At 75.4% G+C, this 16,667-nt stretch carries 11 protein-coding genes; 1 reads left to right on the plus strand and 10 read right to left on the minus strand.

What is annotated here, in order from left to right:
• Positions 1-44: 44 nt before the first annotated feature.
• The 10 genes from Pdca_RS21200 to mraZ form a co-directional block, all read right to left on the minus strand.
• Entirely contained in the window at positions 45-1,121 is a 1,077-nt protein-coding gene (locus Pdca_RS21200; protein WP_085915016.1) for a UDP-N-acetylglucosamine--N-acetylmuramyl-(pentapeptide) pyrophosphoryl-undecaprenol N-acetylglucosamine transferase, read from the minus strand.
• 2,385 nt (positions 1,122-3,506) lie between these two features.
• Complete coding sequence (gene ftsW / locus Pdca_RS21205) at positions 3,507-4,805, minus strand: putative lipid II flippase FtsW (RefSeq protein WP_174824267.1); 1,299 nt, start codon at positions 4,803-4,805, stop codon at positions 3,507-3,509.
• On the minus strand, positions 4,802-6,211 hold the full coding sequence (gene murD / locus Pdca_RS21210; RefSeq protein ID WP_085915015.1) for a UDP-N-acetylmuramoyl-L-alanine--D-glutamate ligase: 1,410 nt from the start codon (positions 6,209-6,211) through the stop codon (positions 4,802-4,804). Before murD ends, ftsW begins: the two co-directional genes overlap by 4 nt.
• Positions 6,208-7,278: a phospho-N-acetylmuramoyl-pentapeptide-transferase gene (gene mraY / locus Pdca_RS21215; RefSeq protein ID WP_085914988.1), complete on the minus strand. Its 1,071-nt coding sequence runs from the start codon at positions 7,276-7,278 to the stop codon at positions 6,208-6,210. Before mraY ends, murD begins: the two co-directional genes overlap by 4 nt.
• Positions 7,275-8,723, minus strand: a complete 1,449-nt coding sequence (locus Pdca_RS21220; RefSeq protein WP_085914987.1) for a UDP-N-acetylmuramoyl-tripeptide--D-alanyl-D-alanine ligase — start codon at positions 8,721-8,723, stop codon at positions 7,275-7,277. Before Pdca_RS21220 ends, mraY begins: the two co-directional genes overlap by 4 nt.
• Before the next feature lie 55 nt (positions 8,724-8,778).
• Positions 8,779-10,392, minus strand: coding sequence for a UDP-N-acetylmuramoyl-L-alanyl-D-glutamate--2,6-diaminopimelate ligase (locus Pdca_RS21225; protein ID WP_085915013.1), 1,614 nt, complete (start codon positions 10,390-10,392; stop codon positions 8,779-8,781).
• A 328-nt stretch (positions 10,393-10,720) separates the two neighbouring features.
• The gene (locus Pdca_RS21230; RefSeq protein WP_085914986.1) at positions 10,721-12,565 is read right to left on the minus strand and encodes a peptidoglycan D,D-transpeptidase FtsI family protein; all 1,845 of its coding nucleotides are present in this window, start codon (positions 12,563-12,565) and stop codon (positions 10,721-10,723) included.
• A complete protein-coding gene (locus Pdca_RS21235; protein ID WP_085914985.1) occupies positions 12,565-13,269 on the minus strand; it encodes a cell division protein FtsL in 705 nt (234 codons plus the stop codon). Before Pdca_RS21235 ends, Pdca_RS21230 begins: the two co-directional genes overlap by 1 nt.
• Positions 13,270-13,324: 55 nt before the next feature.
• Complete coding sequence (rsmH, locus tag Pdca_RS21240; RefSeq protein ID WP_085915012.1) at positions 13,325-14,293, minus strand: 16S rRNA (cytosine(1402)-N(4))-methyltransferase RsmH; 969 nt, start codon at positions 14,291-14,293, stop codon at positions 13,325-13,327.
• A 413-nt stretch (positions 14,294-14,706) separates the two neighbouring features.
• The gene (gene mraZ / locus Pdca_RS21245; RefSeq protein WP_085915011.1) at positions 14,707-15,138 is read right to left on the minus strand and encodes a division/cell wall cluster transcriptional repressor MraZ; all 432 of its coding nucleotides are present in this window, start codon (positions 15,136-15,138) and stop codon (positions 14,707-14,709) included.
• 466 nt (positions 15,139-15,604) lie between these two features.
• Here mraZ and Pdca_RS21250 point away from each other — a divergent pair, with 466 nt between their 5' ends.
• Positions 15,605-16,666: an AAA family ATPase gene (locus Pdca_RS21250; RefSeq protein ID WP_232021097.1), complete on the plus strand. Its 1,062-nt coding sequence runs from the start codon at positions 15,605-15,607 to the stop codon at positions 16,664-16,666.
• Position 16,667 lies beyond the last annotated feature (1 nt).

Below are 16,667 nucleotides of genomic sequence, written 5' to 3' on the forward strand. Positions count from 1 at the left end.
GATGCCGATCAGGTGCACATGTGTTCCGAGCAGGTTCGGGGCGCTCACCGCCGAGCCACCTCCATCACGATCCGGGCGAGCTTCTCGTCCGCCTCACCGTGGCCCGCCGCCCGGGCCCGCCGGCCCATGGCCAGTGCCAGATCCGGGTCGGTGAGCATCGGCATCAACTCGTCGACGGCGCGTTCGCCGTTCATGTCCTCGTCGGGAACCAGTTTGCCGCCGCCCGCCTGCACGACCGGGCGGGCGTTGAGTGCCTGCTCGCCGTTGCCGTGCGGCAGCGGGACGTACACGGCGGGCAGCCCGACCGCGGTCAGCTCGGCGACCGTCGTCATCCCGGACCGGCCGAGGACGACGTCGGCCGCGGCGTAGGCCAGGTCCATCCGCTCGATGTAGGGCGTCGGGAAGTAGCCGGGTCGCGGATCGGCCGGGGTCCCGTTGCGCCCGTATGCGTGCAGTACCGAGATCCCGCGTTCGGTGAAGGCGGGCAGCGACTCGGCGACGGCGTCGTTGAGCGTGCGGGCGCCCTGCGATCCGCCGAAGACGAGCAGCAGCGGCGCGTGCGGGGGCACGTTGAAGTAGGTGCGTGCCTCCGGCCGCAGCGCGGCCCGGTCCAGCGTGGTGATCGAGCGGCGCAGCGGCATGCCGACGACCTGCTCGTTCGCCAGCCCGGTGCCGGGGACTGCGGTGGCGACGGCCGCGGCGAAGCGGGCGCCGACCTTGTTCGCCAGCCCGGCCCTGGCGTTCGCCTCGTGCACGACGATCGGCACCCGTCCGCGCGCGCCGAGGTAGGCCGGCAGCGAGACGAACCCGCCGAACCCGACGACGACGTCGGCCTGCACCGAGTCCAGCACCTCGCGAACCCTGCGGACCGCGCCACGGACGTTGCCGGGCAGCTTCAGCAGGTCGGCGGTGGGCTTGCGGGGCAGCGGCACCGGCGGGATCAGTTCGAGCGGGTAGCCGCGGGCCGGGATGAGCTGGGTGTCCAGCCCCTTCTCGGTGCCGAGCGCGGTGACCCGGGCGCCGGGCACCAGCCTGCGGATCGCGTCGGCGAGGGCCAGCGCGGGCTCGATGTGCCCGGCCGAGCCGCCACCGGCGACGACGACCGACAGCGCACCGGGCACCGCGGGCCCGGCCTGCTCCCCGGCCGGGCGGGACGTGGCGGGTGGGTACGCCCTGGTCCCGTCGGGACCGGGGGTACCCGGACCGCCACCGGGGCCGCCGGTGCCACCAGGTGCGCCGGGACCACCGGGCGCACCGGGGCGGCCGTGGCCGCCGGGGGTTCCCGGCTCGGCGAGGTTCACCGGCGGCTGTGCCCCCGGCGCTCCCCGGCCGTCCGGGCGGGCGGGGAACACGGGCTGTCCCTGGTTGCCCTGTCCCTGGTTGCCCTGTCCCGGTGCCTGACCGAGCTGCGCCGGGCGCACCGGCTGGTCCGGGAGCCCGGGCACGGTGGCCTGACCCGGCTGCCGGGCGAACTGGCCCGGTCCCGGGACGCGGCCCTGTTCGGGCCGGCCGGGGCCCGGCTGATGCTGCTGAGGCGGCTGTCCGGGGCCCGGACGGTTCGGTGCACCGGCCGGGTGCCCGCCGAACGGTGGCTGTGCACCGCGCGGGCCTCCCGGCATCTGCTGCGCACCCGGCACCTGCGGGTGCGCCGGGGCGGGCGGGATCCCGGGTGGCTGTGGTCCGCCACGCCGCGGTGCGCCGTCGATCGGCTGCGGGACACCGGGCTGCCGGCCCGGGTGCACCGGTCCGCCCGGCCGGTGTCCGGCCGGGCCCGCGGGCCCGCCGGTGGGCGGCGGCCCACCCGGACGGGTGCCACCGGGCGCCGGACCGGCCGGCGGGACGGCACCCCGCGGACCGGACGCCGACAGCGCGGCTCCGCCCTGCGGACCGGTCGCCGAGACGCCGCTCGGCTCGCCCTGCCCGGTGGGCACGTCGCCGGACCGGGTGTCCCGGATCCCGATCGCCGGCGGGTCGCCGGCGGACGAGTTCGTGGTGTCCCGGCCACCGGACACGGCGGTGCCGGCGGGCGGGGTGCTGCTGTCCTGCGGCACACCGCTGGGCGGGGTGGCTACCGGGTCACCGGTGCGGCGGCCGGGGTCCTGCCCGGGGTTCGCGGGAGTTCCCGGCGCACCACCGGGTGCTCCGGGTGCTCCGGGTGCTGGGGCCCTGCCCGGACCGCCCGCGTCGGGGCCCTGCGGCCCGGGGCGGCCCGGGCCGGTGGGCTCGGGTCCGCGGGAACGCGGCCCGGTCGGGGTGAACAGCCCGCCGGGGGGCATCGCGCCGGGCGGAGTGGGGCCGGGCGGCATCGCACCGGGCGAGGCCTGGCCGGATGAGTTCTGACCGGGCGAGTTCTGGGCGGGCAGGTTCTGGTTGGGCGAGCCCGGTCCGGCCGAGGCCTGGCCGGGCGAGTTCTGGGCGGGCGAACCCGGTCCGGGCCACTGCCCGTCCGGGCGGCCACCGGCATCGCCGCGGGGCGGACGCGGGCTGTCCTGCCGCTCCGGCTCGTCGGATCGGGAGGCGCCGTTGCGGGGTGCGCCGTTGCGTGCGGTCCCGTTCGGCCCGCCGGCGGTCGCCGGATGGTCTGCCGGGCCCGGCCGGAACGACGTCCGGTTGCCGTGCGTGTGCGGGTCCCAGCCGGTGGACGGCAGCCGGCTGGGTCCGCGGGCGCCGGTGGCGTCCCGCGGTGGGGTCCCTGATCCGCCGTCGCTCGCACCGCCGGTCGACGCCGCACCGGATGCCGGCCCGGCCTGCGTGCGGGTCCGCTCCGTGTCGCCGGACCCCTCCGACGGCGCGGGCTCCCCCGGCGCGGAGGCGGCACCTGCGGCCGCTCCCGGAACGCCCGCGGAACCCGGGGTGGCGGTCGGGTCCTGGGCGGTCGCGGCACCCTGAGCACTCGGAGCGGCCGGGTCGTCGGCCGCGGAACCCGGTGCGCCGGTCTCCCCCGGCCCGGAGGCCGCACCGTCATCCGCCCGGGAGCCGGGCGCCGCCGCTGCACCGGCTGCCGGTTCAGTGCCGCCGCCCGGCAGGTGGGCGCCCGCCCCGGAGCCATCCGACACAGAGCCATCCGACACAGAGGCATCCGACACGGGGGCATCCGACGCGGGGGCGCCCGACCCAGGGGCGCCCGGCGCGTCCCGGACGTCGTCCGAGGCCGGCACACCGGAACCGGTGGACCGGCCGGGACCGGACGCCTCCAGCCGCACCGTCCGCCGTTCGCCGTCGGTGGGCCGGGCCGGCACTGACCAGCCCTCCCGGTCAGCGCCGCCCGGGGCGCCGAACACCACCCCGTCCGGCTCGACCGGCCCGGACTGCGCCGGACGTCCCATCGTCGGCCGCCGGGGCGGGCCGTCGGCGGCGCCCCGGGCGGTCGGGTCGGCGCCGTGGCCGTCCCGACCCGCGCCGGGTCCGCCGGTGCCGCGGTTACCGCCGGTCTGATCCGTGCCCGTCACGCTCTCGTGCCCCTCGCGTCGTCCGACTTCATCTGCTCCCGGCCCGCAGGAGCGTTCTCATCGTGCCGCCCATCGTGACGACGGCCCCGGCGCCCGGTAGGGCTCCGGCAGCGGCAGCCGCAGCAGCTTCGCCACCCGGCCCTGCCCGTCCTTGCGGAGGGCCGCCACGGCCTCCGGTTCGTGCCGGGCGGCATTGGTGAGCAGCCCGAACAGGAACATGGTCACCACCAGCGATGTCCCGCCGGAGGAGATCAGCGGCAGCTGCAGCCCGGTCACCGGGAGCAGCCCCACCACGTATCCGATGTTGATCGCGGCCTGGACCACCAGGCCGGTGGTCGAGGTCGCGACGACGATCCGCAGCCACGGATCGGTGTTCCGGGCGGCGATCCGCATCCCGGTGTAGGCCAGCGTCGCGAACAGTGCCAGCACCGCGAACGCGCCGACCAGCCCGAGCTCCTCGCCGATGATCGCGAAGATGAAGTCGTTGTGCGCGTTCGGCAGGTAGTCCCACTTCGCGCGGCCCTGCCCGAGCCCGACCCCGAACAGGCCGCCGTCGGCCAGCGCGTAGAGCGCCTGCGTCGCCTGATAGGCCGGGCCCAGCGGGTCGGCGGTGCCGGGCGAGAGGAACGCGGTGATCCGGCTCGCCCGGTATCCCGCGGTCAGCCCGAGGGCGACGGCGCCGACCAGCCCGCCGCCGGCGATCAGCGCGAGCAGCTTCACCGGGGCGCCGCCGAAGTAGAGCAGGGCCAGCATCACGATGCCGATCGAGATCGTCATGCCGAGATCGGGCTGCAGCACGAGCAGCGTGAAGACGAACAGGGTGACCGGGACGACCGGGTTCAGCGCGTGCTTCCAGCGGTGCATCACCGCCCGCCGGGCGACCAGGACGTGCGCCCCCCACAGCGTCAGCGCGATCTTGATCGCCTCGGAGGGCTGCAGCGACACCGGCCCGATCGCGAACCAGGAGCGGGCACCACCGCGGACCACACCGATCCCAGGGATCAGCACCGCGATCAGCGCGGCGAGGCCCACGATCAGCAGTACCGGCGCCGCGGACCGCAGCGTGGCCGGCCGCACCCGCAACCCGATGTAGAACAGCACCAGGCCGACCCCGCAGAACATGAGCTGCCGGGTGAACACCGAGTACGACGAGCCGCCGGCCGACACCGCGGACGCCGAGAGCACCATGACCAGGCCGAACAGCGTCAGCAGGCCGAAGACGCCGAGGATCAGGTGCAGTGAGGTGAGCGGGCGGCGCAGCCAGCGCCGCAGCCGGCGTGACCCGCCGCGGATCCCGGTGACGAGCAGCGCGCCCGCCGTCCGGCGCGGTCCGGGCCCCGGTACCGCCGGGCTCACCGGCCGCCGTCCAGCGCGGCGACGGCCGCCGCGAACGCGTCACCGCGGTGCGCGTAGTCGCGGAACTGATCCATCGACGCGGCGGCCGGGGCGAGCAGTACGACGTCGCCCGGCCGGGCGATCGAGGCCGCCCGCCGGACCGCCTCGGGCATGGGATTCTGCTGGTCGGACGGCACCATTGCGCCATCGTGACCCTGCTGGACCTCGGCGACCGGGAGATCAGGGGTGTGTCGCGCAAGGGTCTCTACGATCGGCGCCCGGTCCGTCCCGATCACGACGATCCCGGCCAGTTGCGTCGCGTGCGCGGCGGCGAGCTCGCCGAGCGCGTCCGGCGCGACGCCCTTGAGTAGCCCACCGACCACCCACACCACCCGCGCGTCCGGGCGCCGGGCACCGATCGCGGCCAGCGCCGCCGCGGCCGCGTGCGGGTTGGTGGCCTTCGAGTCGTCGAGGTAGTCGACGCCGGCGTGGGCCCCGGCGGGGGCGCTGCGGTGCGGCCCGGGGGTGAACGACGTCAGCACCGTCCCGATCCGCTCGGCCGCGACCCCGTAGGCCCTGGCCAGCGCGGCCGCGGCGAGCGCGTCGGTGATCCCGGGCGGTCCCGGCGGGACGACGGCGTCGGCGGCGACGAGCTCCCCGCCCCCGAACGCGCGGTCGACCAGCATCCCGCCGGACACGCCCAGCTGGTCAGGTCCCGGCTCGCCGAGGGTCACCCCGATCCGGCGCGGCGCGGGAGCGGCGGCCAGCAGCCGGGCGGCCACCGGATCGTCCACCCCGGCGACGGCCACGTCCCCGACCAGCGCGGCGGCCTTCGCGGCGGCGTAGCCGTCGGCCCCGCCGTGCCAGTCGAGATGGTCGTCGGCGACGTTCAGCACCACCCCGGCCAGCGGGCGGACCGACGGTGACCAGTGCAGCTGGAAGCTGGACAGCTCGACGGCGAGCACCTCGTGGCCCGCCGCGACCGCGCTCACCACCGGATAGCCGATGTTGCCGCAGGCCACCGAGTCCAGCCCGGCGCCCTGCAGGATCGCCGCGAGCATCTCGGTCGTGGTCGTCTTGCCGTTGGTGCCGGTGATCACCAGCCAGGCCGGGGGCTTGCCGCCGAGTGCCCCGAGCCGCCACGCCAGCTCCGGCTCGCCGATCACCTCGGCGCCTGCCGCGGCGGCCTCGGCGACCAGCGGATGGTCCGGGCGCCGCCCCGGCGAGGTGACGACCGTGGTCACCCCGTCCGGGAGCCCGGTCCCGGTCCAGGCGCGCACGCCGTCGGGCAGCTCGGCCAGCGCCGACGGACGGTCGTCGGAGACGAAAACCGGGGTCCCGGCGTCGCGCAGCGCGACGGCCGCGGCCAGACCGGAGATGCCGGCCCCCGCGACGAGCACCGGCCCTCCGGTCACCGGCTCGTTCACGCCGAACCCGAGGCCGCGAGCCACTCGCTGTAGAAGATGCCCAGCCCCATCGCCGCGCAGATCGCGGCGAGCAGCCAGAACCGGATGATGACCGTCGTCTCGGCCCAGCCGGCCAGCTCGAAGTGGTGATGGAACGGCGCCATCCGGAACAGCCGGCGCCGGGACGTGCGGAACACCACGATCTGCAGCGACACCGACAGCGCCTCGACCACGAACACACCGCCGATGACGACCAGCAGCAGCTCGGTCCTGGTCACCATCGACAGGCCGGCGAGCAGCCCGCCCAGCGCCAGCGATCCGGTGTCGCCCATGAAGATCCGGGCGGGCGCGGCGTTCCACCAGAGGAAGCCGATGCAGCCGCCCATCGCGGCGGCGGCGACCAGGCCGACGTCGAGCGGGTCCCGTACCTCGTAGCAGCCGGCCGACGCCGCGATCGCGCAGCTGTTGCGGAACTGCCAGAACGCGATGATCACGTAGGTGCCGAGCACCATCGCGGCGGTACCGGCCGCCAGGCCGTCCAGCCCGTCGGTCAGGTTCACCGCGTTCGACCAGGCCGCGACGATCAGGTTGCACAGCAGCACGAACCCGACCACGCCGAAGCTCAGGATGGTGATGTCCCGGACGAACGACAGGCTCTCCGAGGCCGGGGTCAGGTTCCGCTCGTTGGCGAACCGGACGGCCAGGATGCCGAAGATCGTCGCGGTCAGGACCTGACCGACGATCTTGGACGTCTTGTTCAGCCCGAGGTTGCGCTGGCGGCGGATCTTGAGGAAGTCGTCGATGAAGCCGACCAGGCCCAGCGCCGTGGTCAGGAACAGCACGAGCAGCGCGGATGCGGTGATCGGTTCCCGGGTGAAGGCGTGCGAGCCCAGGTACCCGACCCAGATGGCGATCAGGATCGCCACGCCGCCCATCGTCGGGGTGCCGCGCTTGGACTGGTGGCTCTGCGGCCCGTCCTCGCGGATCTCCTGCCCGAAGCCCTGTTTGGCGAAGAAGCGGATCAGGTACGGCGTCAGCAGGATGGACACCGCGAGCGCGAGGCCCGCGGCCAGGAAGACTCCCCTCACCGGTGCACCAGCCCGTCGGTCGTGAGCAGCCCGGCGGCGACCCGTTCCAGCCCCGCGCTGCGGGACGCCTTCACCAGCACCACGTCACCCGGCTCGATCTCCGCGCGCAGCAGGGCCAGCGCGGCGTCCACGTCGTCGACGTGCTCGGCGTCCGGCCCGTAGTCGGGGGCGCCGACGGCGACCACCCGGCGCACACCGGTGTCCCGGGCCCGCCGGGTCGTCGACGCGTGCTCCTGCGCCGCCCCGTCGCCGATCTCGGCCATCGGCCCGAGCACCGCCCAGGCCCTGCGGTCGGCTCCGGCGAGCGAGGACAGCGCGGAGATCGCGGCCGCCATCGCCTCCGGGTTGGCGTTGTAGGCGTCGTTGACGACGGTCACGCCGTCGGCCCGGTCGGTGACCTCCATCCGCCAGCGCGACGCCGGGGTGGCCGCCGACAGCGCGGCGGCGATCTGCTCCGGGGTGCCACCCAGCTCCAGCGCGACGGCGGCGGCGGCCAGCGCGTTCCCGACCTGGTGCTCGCCGACCAGCTGCAGCCGGACCTGCGCCGACCCGGCCGGTGTGACCAGCCGGAACGACGCGCGCCCTGCCTCCAGGACGACCTGCTCGGCGCGCACGTCCGCGTCGGCGGAGCGGCCGAACAGCACCACCCTGGCCGAGGTGCGGTCACGCATCGCGGCGACCGCGTCGTCGTCGGCGTTCAGCACCGCGACGCCACCACGGTCGCCCGGCAGGCCACCCGGCGGCAGTGCCTCGACCAGCTCGCCCTTCGCGGCCGCGATCCCGGCACGCGAACCGAACTCGCCCAGGTGCGCCGAGCCGACGTTGAGCACCACTCCGATCCGGGGCGGGGCGACCGCGCAGAGCGCGGCGATGTGCCCGATCCCGCGGGCGGAGAACTCCAGCACCAGGTGCCGGGTCGCGGCGTCCGCGCGCAGCGCCGTCCACGGCGTGCCGAGCTCGTTGTTGAACGACTCCGGCGGGGCGACGGTGCGCCCGAGCGGGGCCAGCACCGCGGCGAGCAGGTCCTTGGTGGAGGTCTTCCCGGCGCTGCCGGTGACCCCGACAACGGCGAGCCCGGGCAGCGCGCCCAGCACGTGCCGGGCGAGCCTGCCCAGCCCGGTGAGCACCGCGGCACCGTGCCCGTCCGGGTCGACGGCGCCCAGGTAGGTCTGCGCGTCGCGGGCCCCGGCCGGGGGCACGACGACGGCGGGGGCGTCGACCTCACGCCCGGCGAGCACGGTCGCACCCCGGGTGGCCGCGGCGGCGGCGAAGTCGTGGCCGTCGGCCCGTTCCCCGGGCAGCGCCAGGAACAACCCGCCCGGTCCGACGGATCTGGAGTCGAACTCGACCGCGGTCACCGCGGTCGCGGCGGCCTCGGCCTCGGTCAGCCGGTGCAACCTGCCGCCGGTCACCGTGGCGACCTCGGCCAGCGTCATCTCGATCATCGCCCGCTCGTCTCCACCGGCTCGGTCCGTCCTCCTGCCATGGCACCCGACGTCGTCATGAGGCCGCCCGGATCGCCGCAACCAGCTCGTCCGCGTCGTCGAACGGGTACTTGACCCCGTGCACCTCCTGCCCGGTCTCGTGCCCCTTGCCGGCGATCACCACCGCATCGCCGGGGCGAGCCGAGCGCACGGCGTAGACGATCGCACTCCGCCGGTCACCGATCTCGATCACGTCCCCCCTGGCGGGTTCGTGGACGGCGCCCTCGAGCATCGCCGCCCGGATCGCCGCCGGGTTCTCGCTGCGCGGGTTGTCGTCGGTGATCACCAGCAGATCGGAGCGGATCGCCGCGGCGGCGCCCATCAGAGATCGCTTCCCGGTGTCCCGGTCGCCGCCGCAGCCGAGCACCGTGAGCACCCGCGCGTGCGGCCGCACCTGGGCACGCAGCGCGTCGAGCAGCGCCACCACGGCGGCCGGTTTGTGCGCGTAGTCGACCACGGCCAGCCACGGCTGGCCGGCGTCCACCCGCTGCATCCGCCCCGGCACCGACAGCTGGGCGAAGCCCTCGGCGGTGACCTGCGGTGGAATCCCGTCGGCGTCCAGGCAGGCCAGCGCGACCAGCGCGTTCGCCACGTTGTACCGGCCGGGCAGGGCCAGGGTCACCGGCTGGGCGAGGCCACCGGGCCCGATCGCGGTGAAGGTCTGGGTGCCGTCCGGGTGGGCGGCGAGATCGCGCACCGTCCAGGAGGCGTGCGTGCCGTCACCGGCCGAGCTCACGGTGACCGCGTCCGGCCGGCGGACGGCCAGTTGACGGCCCCACTCGTCATCGATGCAGACGACGCCGTGCCGGGCGGGCTCGACACCGGCGCCGCCGCCGACGAACAGCCGGGCCTTGGCCTCGAAGTAGTCCGACATCGTCGGGTGGAAGTCCAGGTGGTCCTGGGAGAGGTTGGTGAAGGCACCGGCGGCGAACCGGGTGCCGCCGACGCGGCCGAGCGCCAGCGCGTGGCTGGACACCTCCATCGCGACGTCGGTGACGCCCGCCTCGACCATCACCGCGAACAGTGCCTGCAGGTCGGGGGCCTCCGGGGTGGTGAACGCGCTGGGCAGCGCCCGCGGCTCGTGCCCGGGCACCCGCACCCGGGTGCGGACGGTGCCGAGCAACCCGCTCGCCCGCCCCGCGGCGGCCAGTCCGGCCTCCAGCAGGTGACCGACGGTCGTCTTGCCCGAGGTCCCGGTGACGCCGAGCACCCGCAGCCGGGCCGTCGGCTCGCCGTACACGGCGGCCGAGACGGGGCCGAGCACCTCGCGCGGGTCCGGGTGCACCAGCACCGGCAGCCGGGAGTGCCGGATCTCGGCCCGGTCGGCGCCGGCCGGATCGGTCAGCACGGCGGCCGCGCCCGCGGCGATCGCCTGCGCGGCGAAGTCGGCGCCGTGCGCCCGCGCACCGGGCAGCGCGGCGAACAGGTCGCCGGGCCGCACCGAGCCGGCGCGCAGCGTGACACCGGTCACGGTGTGCGGGCCGGCCGCGCCGTCGAGCAGCGGGCCGGGGCCCGCGCCTGCGGTGCGCGGGTTGAGCTCGGCTCCGGCCAGCCGCCCGAGCAGGGCGACGTCGACCGGGCGCACCGTCTCCGGCCGGTCCGGGAGCGCACCGGGATGCCCGGTCGTCACCGGGGCTCCGGTGTCGACGTTCCCGGCCGGGGAGGCGTACGCAGCGTGGACGTCGGGCACAGCGCGGGACGTTACCGACCGCCGGGGCGCGACCTCCGGCCGGATCCGGGGGCCGCGACCGCTCATGGACCGGGCCGCGCCGGACGGTGGGACGAGCGCCGCCGCGCCGCCGTACGGCACGCCGGATACGTCCGTCCGGCGCAGCCATCTGGCCGGTCGACGGCTCGTGTTCCGCTCACTCCGCGGCGGTCGCGGACGCCCCGGCGGACGGCGGGGCGCCGGGACCGCCGGGCGCTGCCGGCCGGGCCCCGGTCGCACCCGGTGGCGTTCACGGGACCTGGAGGGTCTGCACCCGCGGCGGCTCGCTCTGCACCGGGATCCGGTCGCGCTGGGCCAGGTAGGACGCGATGTCGTGGAACAACGGCGCCGCGCTGGTGCCGCCCCGGGGCGCGTCCAGCATGATCCCGACCACGAACCGCGGGTCCTGCGCCGGGAGCATCCCGGCGAAGGTGATCCAGTACTGGGACCGCGAGTAGGCCCCGGTCTCGGGGTCGACCTGCTGCGCGGTGCCGGTCTTGCCGGCGACCTCGTAGCCGGACACGGCGGCGGCCGGGCCGGTCCCGGCCTGCCCACGCTCGTTCTGGGTGACGGCGGTGAGCATCGTGCGCAGGGTCTGCGCGGTCTCCGGGGACATCACCTGCACCGGCTCGGCCGGCTCGGCGGGAACCCGCACGCCGTCCGGTCCGGTGGTCGCCGAGACCACCCGCGGGGGCACCCGCACGCCGTCGTTCGCGATCGCCTGGTACATCCCGGCCATCTGCAGCACGGTCATCGACAGGCCCTGCCCGATCGGGAGGTTGCCGAAGGTGGAACCGGACCAGGTCGCGCGCGGCGGGACCGAGCCCGCGCTCTCGCCGGGCAGCCCGATGCCGGTCCGCTGCCCCATCCCCATCCTGGTGAGCATGTCGGAGAAGGCGTCCTCGCCGACCTTCTGGGCGGTCATCAGGGTGCCGACGTTCGAGGACTTCGCCAGCACACCGGTCAGCGTGTAGCGCTCGACGCCGTGCGCCCAGGCGTCCCGGATGGTGCGGTCGGCGACCTTGATCTGGCCGGGGACCTCCAGCACGTCCTCCGGCCGGACGACGCCGGCCTCGAGTGCGGCCGCCATCGCGACCACCTTGTTGACCGAGCCGGGCTCGAACGGTGTGGTGACGCCCTTGTTGCCCAGCGTCGCCGGATCGGACTCCAGCAGGTTCCCCGGGTCGAACGAGGTGTTGTCGGCCAGCGCCAGCACCTCGCCGGTCTCCCGGTCCAGCACGACCGCCGAGCCGCTGCGGGCGCCGGACTCGGCGGCGTAGCCGGCCAGCATCTGCTGGACCTGGAACTGCAGGTCGGAGTCGATCGTCAGCTGCACGTCGGAGCCGGACACGGCGGGCTGCTCGGAGCGCACGCTGCCCGGGATGACGGTGCGGCTGCGCTCGGCGGTGTCGGCGATCTGGAAGCCGTCCTGGCCGGCGAGCAGGTCGTCGTCGGCGGATTCCATCCCGATCCGGCCGACCAGCTTCTGGGCGTCGGCGCTCCAGGTCGCCGCGCCGATGATGTTCGACGCCAGGTTCCCGCCCGGGTACTGGCGGGCCTCCCGGCTCTCCTCGGCGATCTCCGGGAACCGTTCGCGCAGGTCACGGGCCGGTGCCGGATCGACTGCGGTGGCCAGCACGACGTAGCCGCGATCCCGGGACAGGGCCCGCTTGAGCTCCTCCGGGTCGCCGCCGGTGACCGCGGCGACCGCGTCGGCCATCGCGTTCTTGTAGTCGAGGGCCTCGGCACCCCGGTTCCGGTCGATCAGCCTCGGGTTGGTGACGATCGCCTTCGACTCGGTGGAGAAGGCGAGCACGTTGCCGTCCCGGTCGGTGATCGAGCCGCGCTCGGCCGGGATGACGATCCGGCTCGCGCGCTGCTTCTCCGCGTCGGCCGCCAGCGACCCGGCCTGGACCGTCTGCACCACCACCAGCTTCGCGCCGGAGACGAGCAGCAGCGCGGCGAGCAGCACCCAGGCCAGCCGGAGCCGGAAGCGCGGATCGTCGGCGGCCGAGCGCCTGCGACGCGGTGGGCCGCCACGGGGTGGCCCACCGCCGTACCCGGGACGGCGGCCCCGGGGTGGTGCGTAGGTCATCAGTCCTGACCGCCCGCCGCACGGGCGTCGGCCGGGGCCTCGGAGTCGGCTCCCTCCTGCTGGTCGATCTCCGCACCGGCCTCGGCGCCGGCCGACGCCGCGGCGTCACCGCCCTCGGCCTGCGGGTCGGAGGTGCCGCCGGTCGGGGCGGCCGGAGGCGGCACGGCCTCGGGATCGGGTTGGTCGGCGGGTGCGGCCGGGTCGGCCGGGTCCGGTGCCGGGGCGGGCGGCGCGGCGGGCACTGCGGCCCGCGGTTCGCCGATGACCTCGACCTGCCCGTCCGGACCGACGACCAGCCGGGCCGGGTCGGCGACCGGGACCATGCCCTGGGCCGAGGCCCGCTGGGCCAGCGAGCCGGGGCTCTGCAGCACCGTGACCTCCTTGCGGAGGGCCTCGGAGCGCTCGGTGAGCGCCGCGGTCTGCTGCCGGGCGTCCTGCAGCCGGTACGAGTCGGCGGCCGCGGCCGTGGACAGCCACAGCGTGGCGATCAGTCCCACCGCCAGCAGCACCATCACGACCAGCACGAACTTCGCGCGACCGGTGTTCTCCCTGGCAACGGCGCGGGTGCGCCGCTGCTCCTGGGCACGCCGGTTCTCGCCGGGCCCGCGCTGTGCCGGGATCCGGGGCGGCGCCGCCGACCGGCGGGTCTGCGGGCGCGGCCGGCTGCCGGGTGTCCCCGGGCGTTCGATGACGGGTGTGCTCATCGGTTCCTGCCTCTCCGCCGTGCGTTGCCGCTGGTGGTGCCGGTCCTGCCGGTGGTCATGAGGCCACCCGTTCCGCCGCCCGCAGCCGCACCGGGGCGGCCCTCGGGTTGCGCTCGGTCTCGGCGTCGGTCGCCGTCTCGGAGCCGCGGGTCAGCAGCCGGAACTCCGGCTCGTGCCCCGGCAGCTCGACCGGCAGGTCGAGCGGGGTGCGCGATCGGGTGCGCTCGGCGAGTGCCCGCTTGGTCATCCGGTCCTCCAGCGAGTGGTAGGACAGGACGACGATCCGGCCACCCGGCGCGAGCGCGTCGAGGGCCGCCGGGAGCGCGTCGCGCAGTGCCTCCAGTTCGGCGTTGACCTCGATCCGCAACGCCTGGAAGGTTCGCTTCGCCGGGTGCCCGCCGGTCCTGCGGGACGCGGCCGGGACGACCCCGTAGAGCAGTTCGACGAGCTGTGCGCTGCGGGTGAACGGCGTGCTCGCGCGGTTGCGGACGATCGCGTTCGCGATCGGCCCGGCGAACCGCTCCTCGCCGTACTCGCGCAGGATCCGGCGCAGCTCGGGCGCGGAGTAGGAATTGAGGATGTCGGCGGCGGTCGGCCCGGTCGTCGGATCCATCCGCATGTCGAGATCGGCGTCGCGGGAGTAGGAGAAACCGCGGGCGGTCTCGTCGAGCTGCAGCGATGAGACACCGAGATCGAACAGGATGCCCTGCACACCACCATCGCCGACGACACCGTCGGTCCCGAGGTCGGCGAGCACGTCGCCGATCCGGTCGTAGACGGCGTGCACCGGATGGAACCGGTCGGAGTAGGCGGTCAGTCGCCGGCCCGCGATCTCCAGGGCCTGCGGGTCCCGGTCGAGCCCGACCAGGGTGAGCTGCGGGTACGCGGCGAGCAGCGCGGCGGCGTGGCCGCCCATGCCGAGGGTGGCGTCCACGTGCACCGCGCCGGGCGCGTCCAGCGCCGGTCCGAGGAGCTCGCTGACACGGTCGAGCAGTACCGGCACGTGCCGGTCACCGGCCGCCATCCGGTCGTCCCGGTCGCCGCGGGCGTTGCGGTCGCCGTCGGGAGTATCTGCCACGTCCCACCCCCGAGTCGTGCGTGCCGTCCGTCCCCCGTGGCCGTCCGGTCTGCCGGTGCCGGTCCCGGCCCGTTCGGGCCGGAACCGGTCGGACCAGTCCTTGGGTGCACCGCTCACACCGGTTCCCACAACCGGCCTGCGATGCGCCTGTGGACAACGGTCGTCATCCCGCCACCCGAACTCCCCAGTCGGGGTGGGCGCCGGCGCCGTCCCCACCCGGGGGCCGTGCCGGTGAGGACCTGGCACCGGGGAAGGTGTGCCAGGGCCGCCGATCACGGCACCCGGGTCGGGACGGCGACGGTGATGCCGTCCGTCGTGTTGCTTGCGACGCCGTTCCTCGACCCGCCCGCCAGCGGGGGTCAGAACAGCCCGGGCAGAACCTCCTCCTGCGCCTTCGCGAACTCGTCCTCGTGCTGGTCCTGGTACTCCTGCCAGGCCTGCGCGTCCCAGATCTCGGCACGGGTGAACGCGCCGATCACCACGCAGTCCTTGGTCAGTCCGGCGTACCGGCGCAGCTCGGACGTGATCGCGATCCGGCCCTGGCCGTCGGGGTTCTGCTCGTCGGTGCCCGAGAAGAGGTTCCGCTGGAAGACCCGTGCCGACTCGTTGGTCAGCGGAGCCGCGGCGATCTTGCGCGCCATCTCGGTGAAGGCGTCACGGGTGAACACGTAGAGGCAGTGGTCCTGCCCTTTCGTGATCATGCAGCCGCCTCGCAACTCGTCGCGGAATTTCGCGGGCAGCGTGAGCCGCCCTTTGTCGTCCAGCTTCGGGGTGTAGGTGCCGAGGAACACCGACCCCACCTCCACCTGGAGCACCTGTTCGCCCCAGCGATCTCCACACTACCCCACAACGACCCACCGTCAACCCGAGACAGTCCCCGCATCTGTTGTTCATCGAACGTTTCCGCAGGTGAGAGGCGGTGGTGGGTGGTGGGGAGCCACCCGGTAGCGCGACGCCCACGGGCCGAATCCGGGCCTCGGCGGCGACATCGCCCGTTCTGCTCCCCCACCTGCGTCGTCGCTGGTCGGAGTGGCTTTCCCGGCCCCGGAGGGCGTCGTCGGTGGGGAGCGGTGGGGAGCCCGGTGGGAGCGGGTGGGGGCTTCGGTGGGGAGCGGTGGGGAGCCCGGTGGGGACGCCGGTGGGCCGGGCCGGATGCGGCCGTCCGGCCGCACACCGGCGTCCGGACGGCGGCGGCCGATCACGATCGGGCGACGTTTGACAGACTGGCGGTGCCCCGTCATCCCATGAGGAGGCCCGTTGTCCTCGAGCGCACCCTCTGCGCCGTCAGTGCCGTCCCCGCAGCCCGGGTCACCGGGCCGCCGCCCGGATCCCACCGGCGCCGCCCCCGGGTACGGCTCGGACCAGCTCGACGTCGGCGCGGTCGCCGAGGTCGCCGGCCGGATCGCGGGAGCCGTCGGCCGGGTGATCGTCGGCAAGCCGGAGGCGATCCGGCTCGCGCTGGTCGCCATGCTCGCGGACGGGCACCTGCTCGTCGAGGACGTGCCCGGCGTCGGCAAGACCTCGCTGGCGAAGGCACTCGCGCGGTCCGTCGACGGCGCCGTGAGCCGCATCCAGTTCACCCCGGACCTGCTCCCCGGCGACATCACCGGCACCTCGATCTACAACCGGCAGACCTCCGAGTTCGAGTTCCGGCCCGGGCCGGTCTTCGCGAACGTGGTGATCGCCGACGAGATCAACCGGGCGTCCCCGAAGACCCAGTCCGCGCTGCTGGAGTGCATGGCCGAGCAGCAGGTGACCGCCGACGGCGGCACCTACCCGCTCGGCGACCCGTTCATGGTCGTCGCCACCCAGAACCCGGTCGAGATGGACGGCACCTACCCGCTGCCCGAGGCCCAGCGCGACCGGTTCACGATCCGGATCAGCGTGGGCTACCCGGACCCGGCGGCCGAGCTCGCCATGCTCGACGAGCACGGCACCGACGAGCCGCTGGAGCGGATGCGGCCGGTCACCGATCTGCGCACGCTGCGCTCGATGACCGCCGCCACCCGTGCCCTGCACACCGCGGCCGAGGTGCGCCGGTACTGCGTGGAGATCGTCGGCGCGACCCGGCGGCTGCCCGAGGTCCGGCTGGGTGCCTCCCCCCGCGCGACGCTGCACCTGCTGCGCGCGGCCCGCGCCTGGGCGGCCACCTCCGGGCGCGGCTACGTCATCCCGGACGACGTCCAGGCCGTCGCCGTGCCGGTGCTGGCGCACCGGCTGATCCTCGGCCCGGAGGGGGTCGCCGCCCGCCGGTCGACCGCCGACCTGGTGCGCGGCGCCCTGGGACGGGTCGCGGTTCCGTCCCCGCCGCGGAGCTGAC

It is taken from the genome of Pseudonocardia autotrophica (assembly GCF_003945385.1).
Taxonomy (GTDB): domain Bacteria; phylum Actinomycetota; class Actinomycetes; order Mycobacteriales; family Pseudonocardiaceae; genus Pseudonocardia; species Pseudonocardia autotrophica.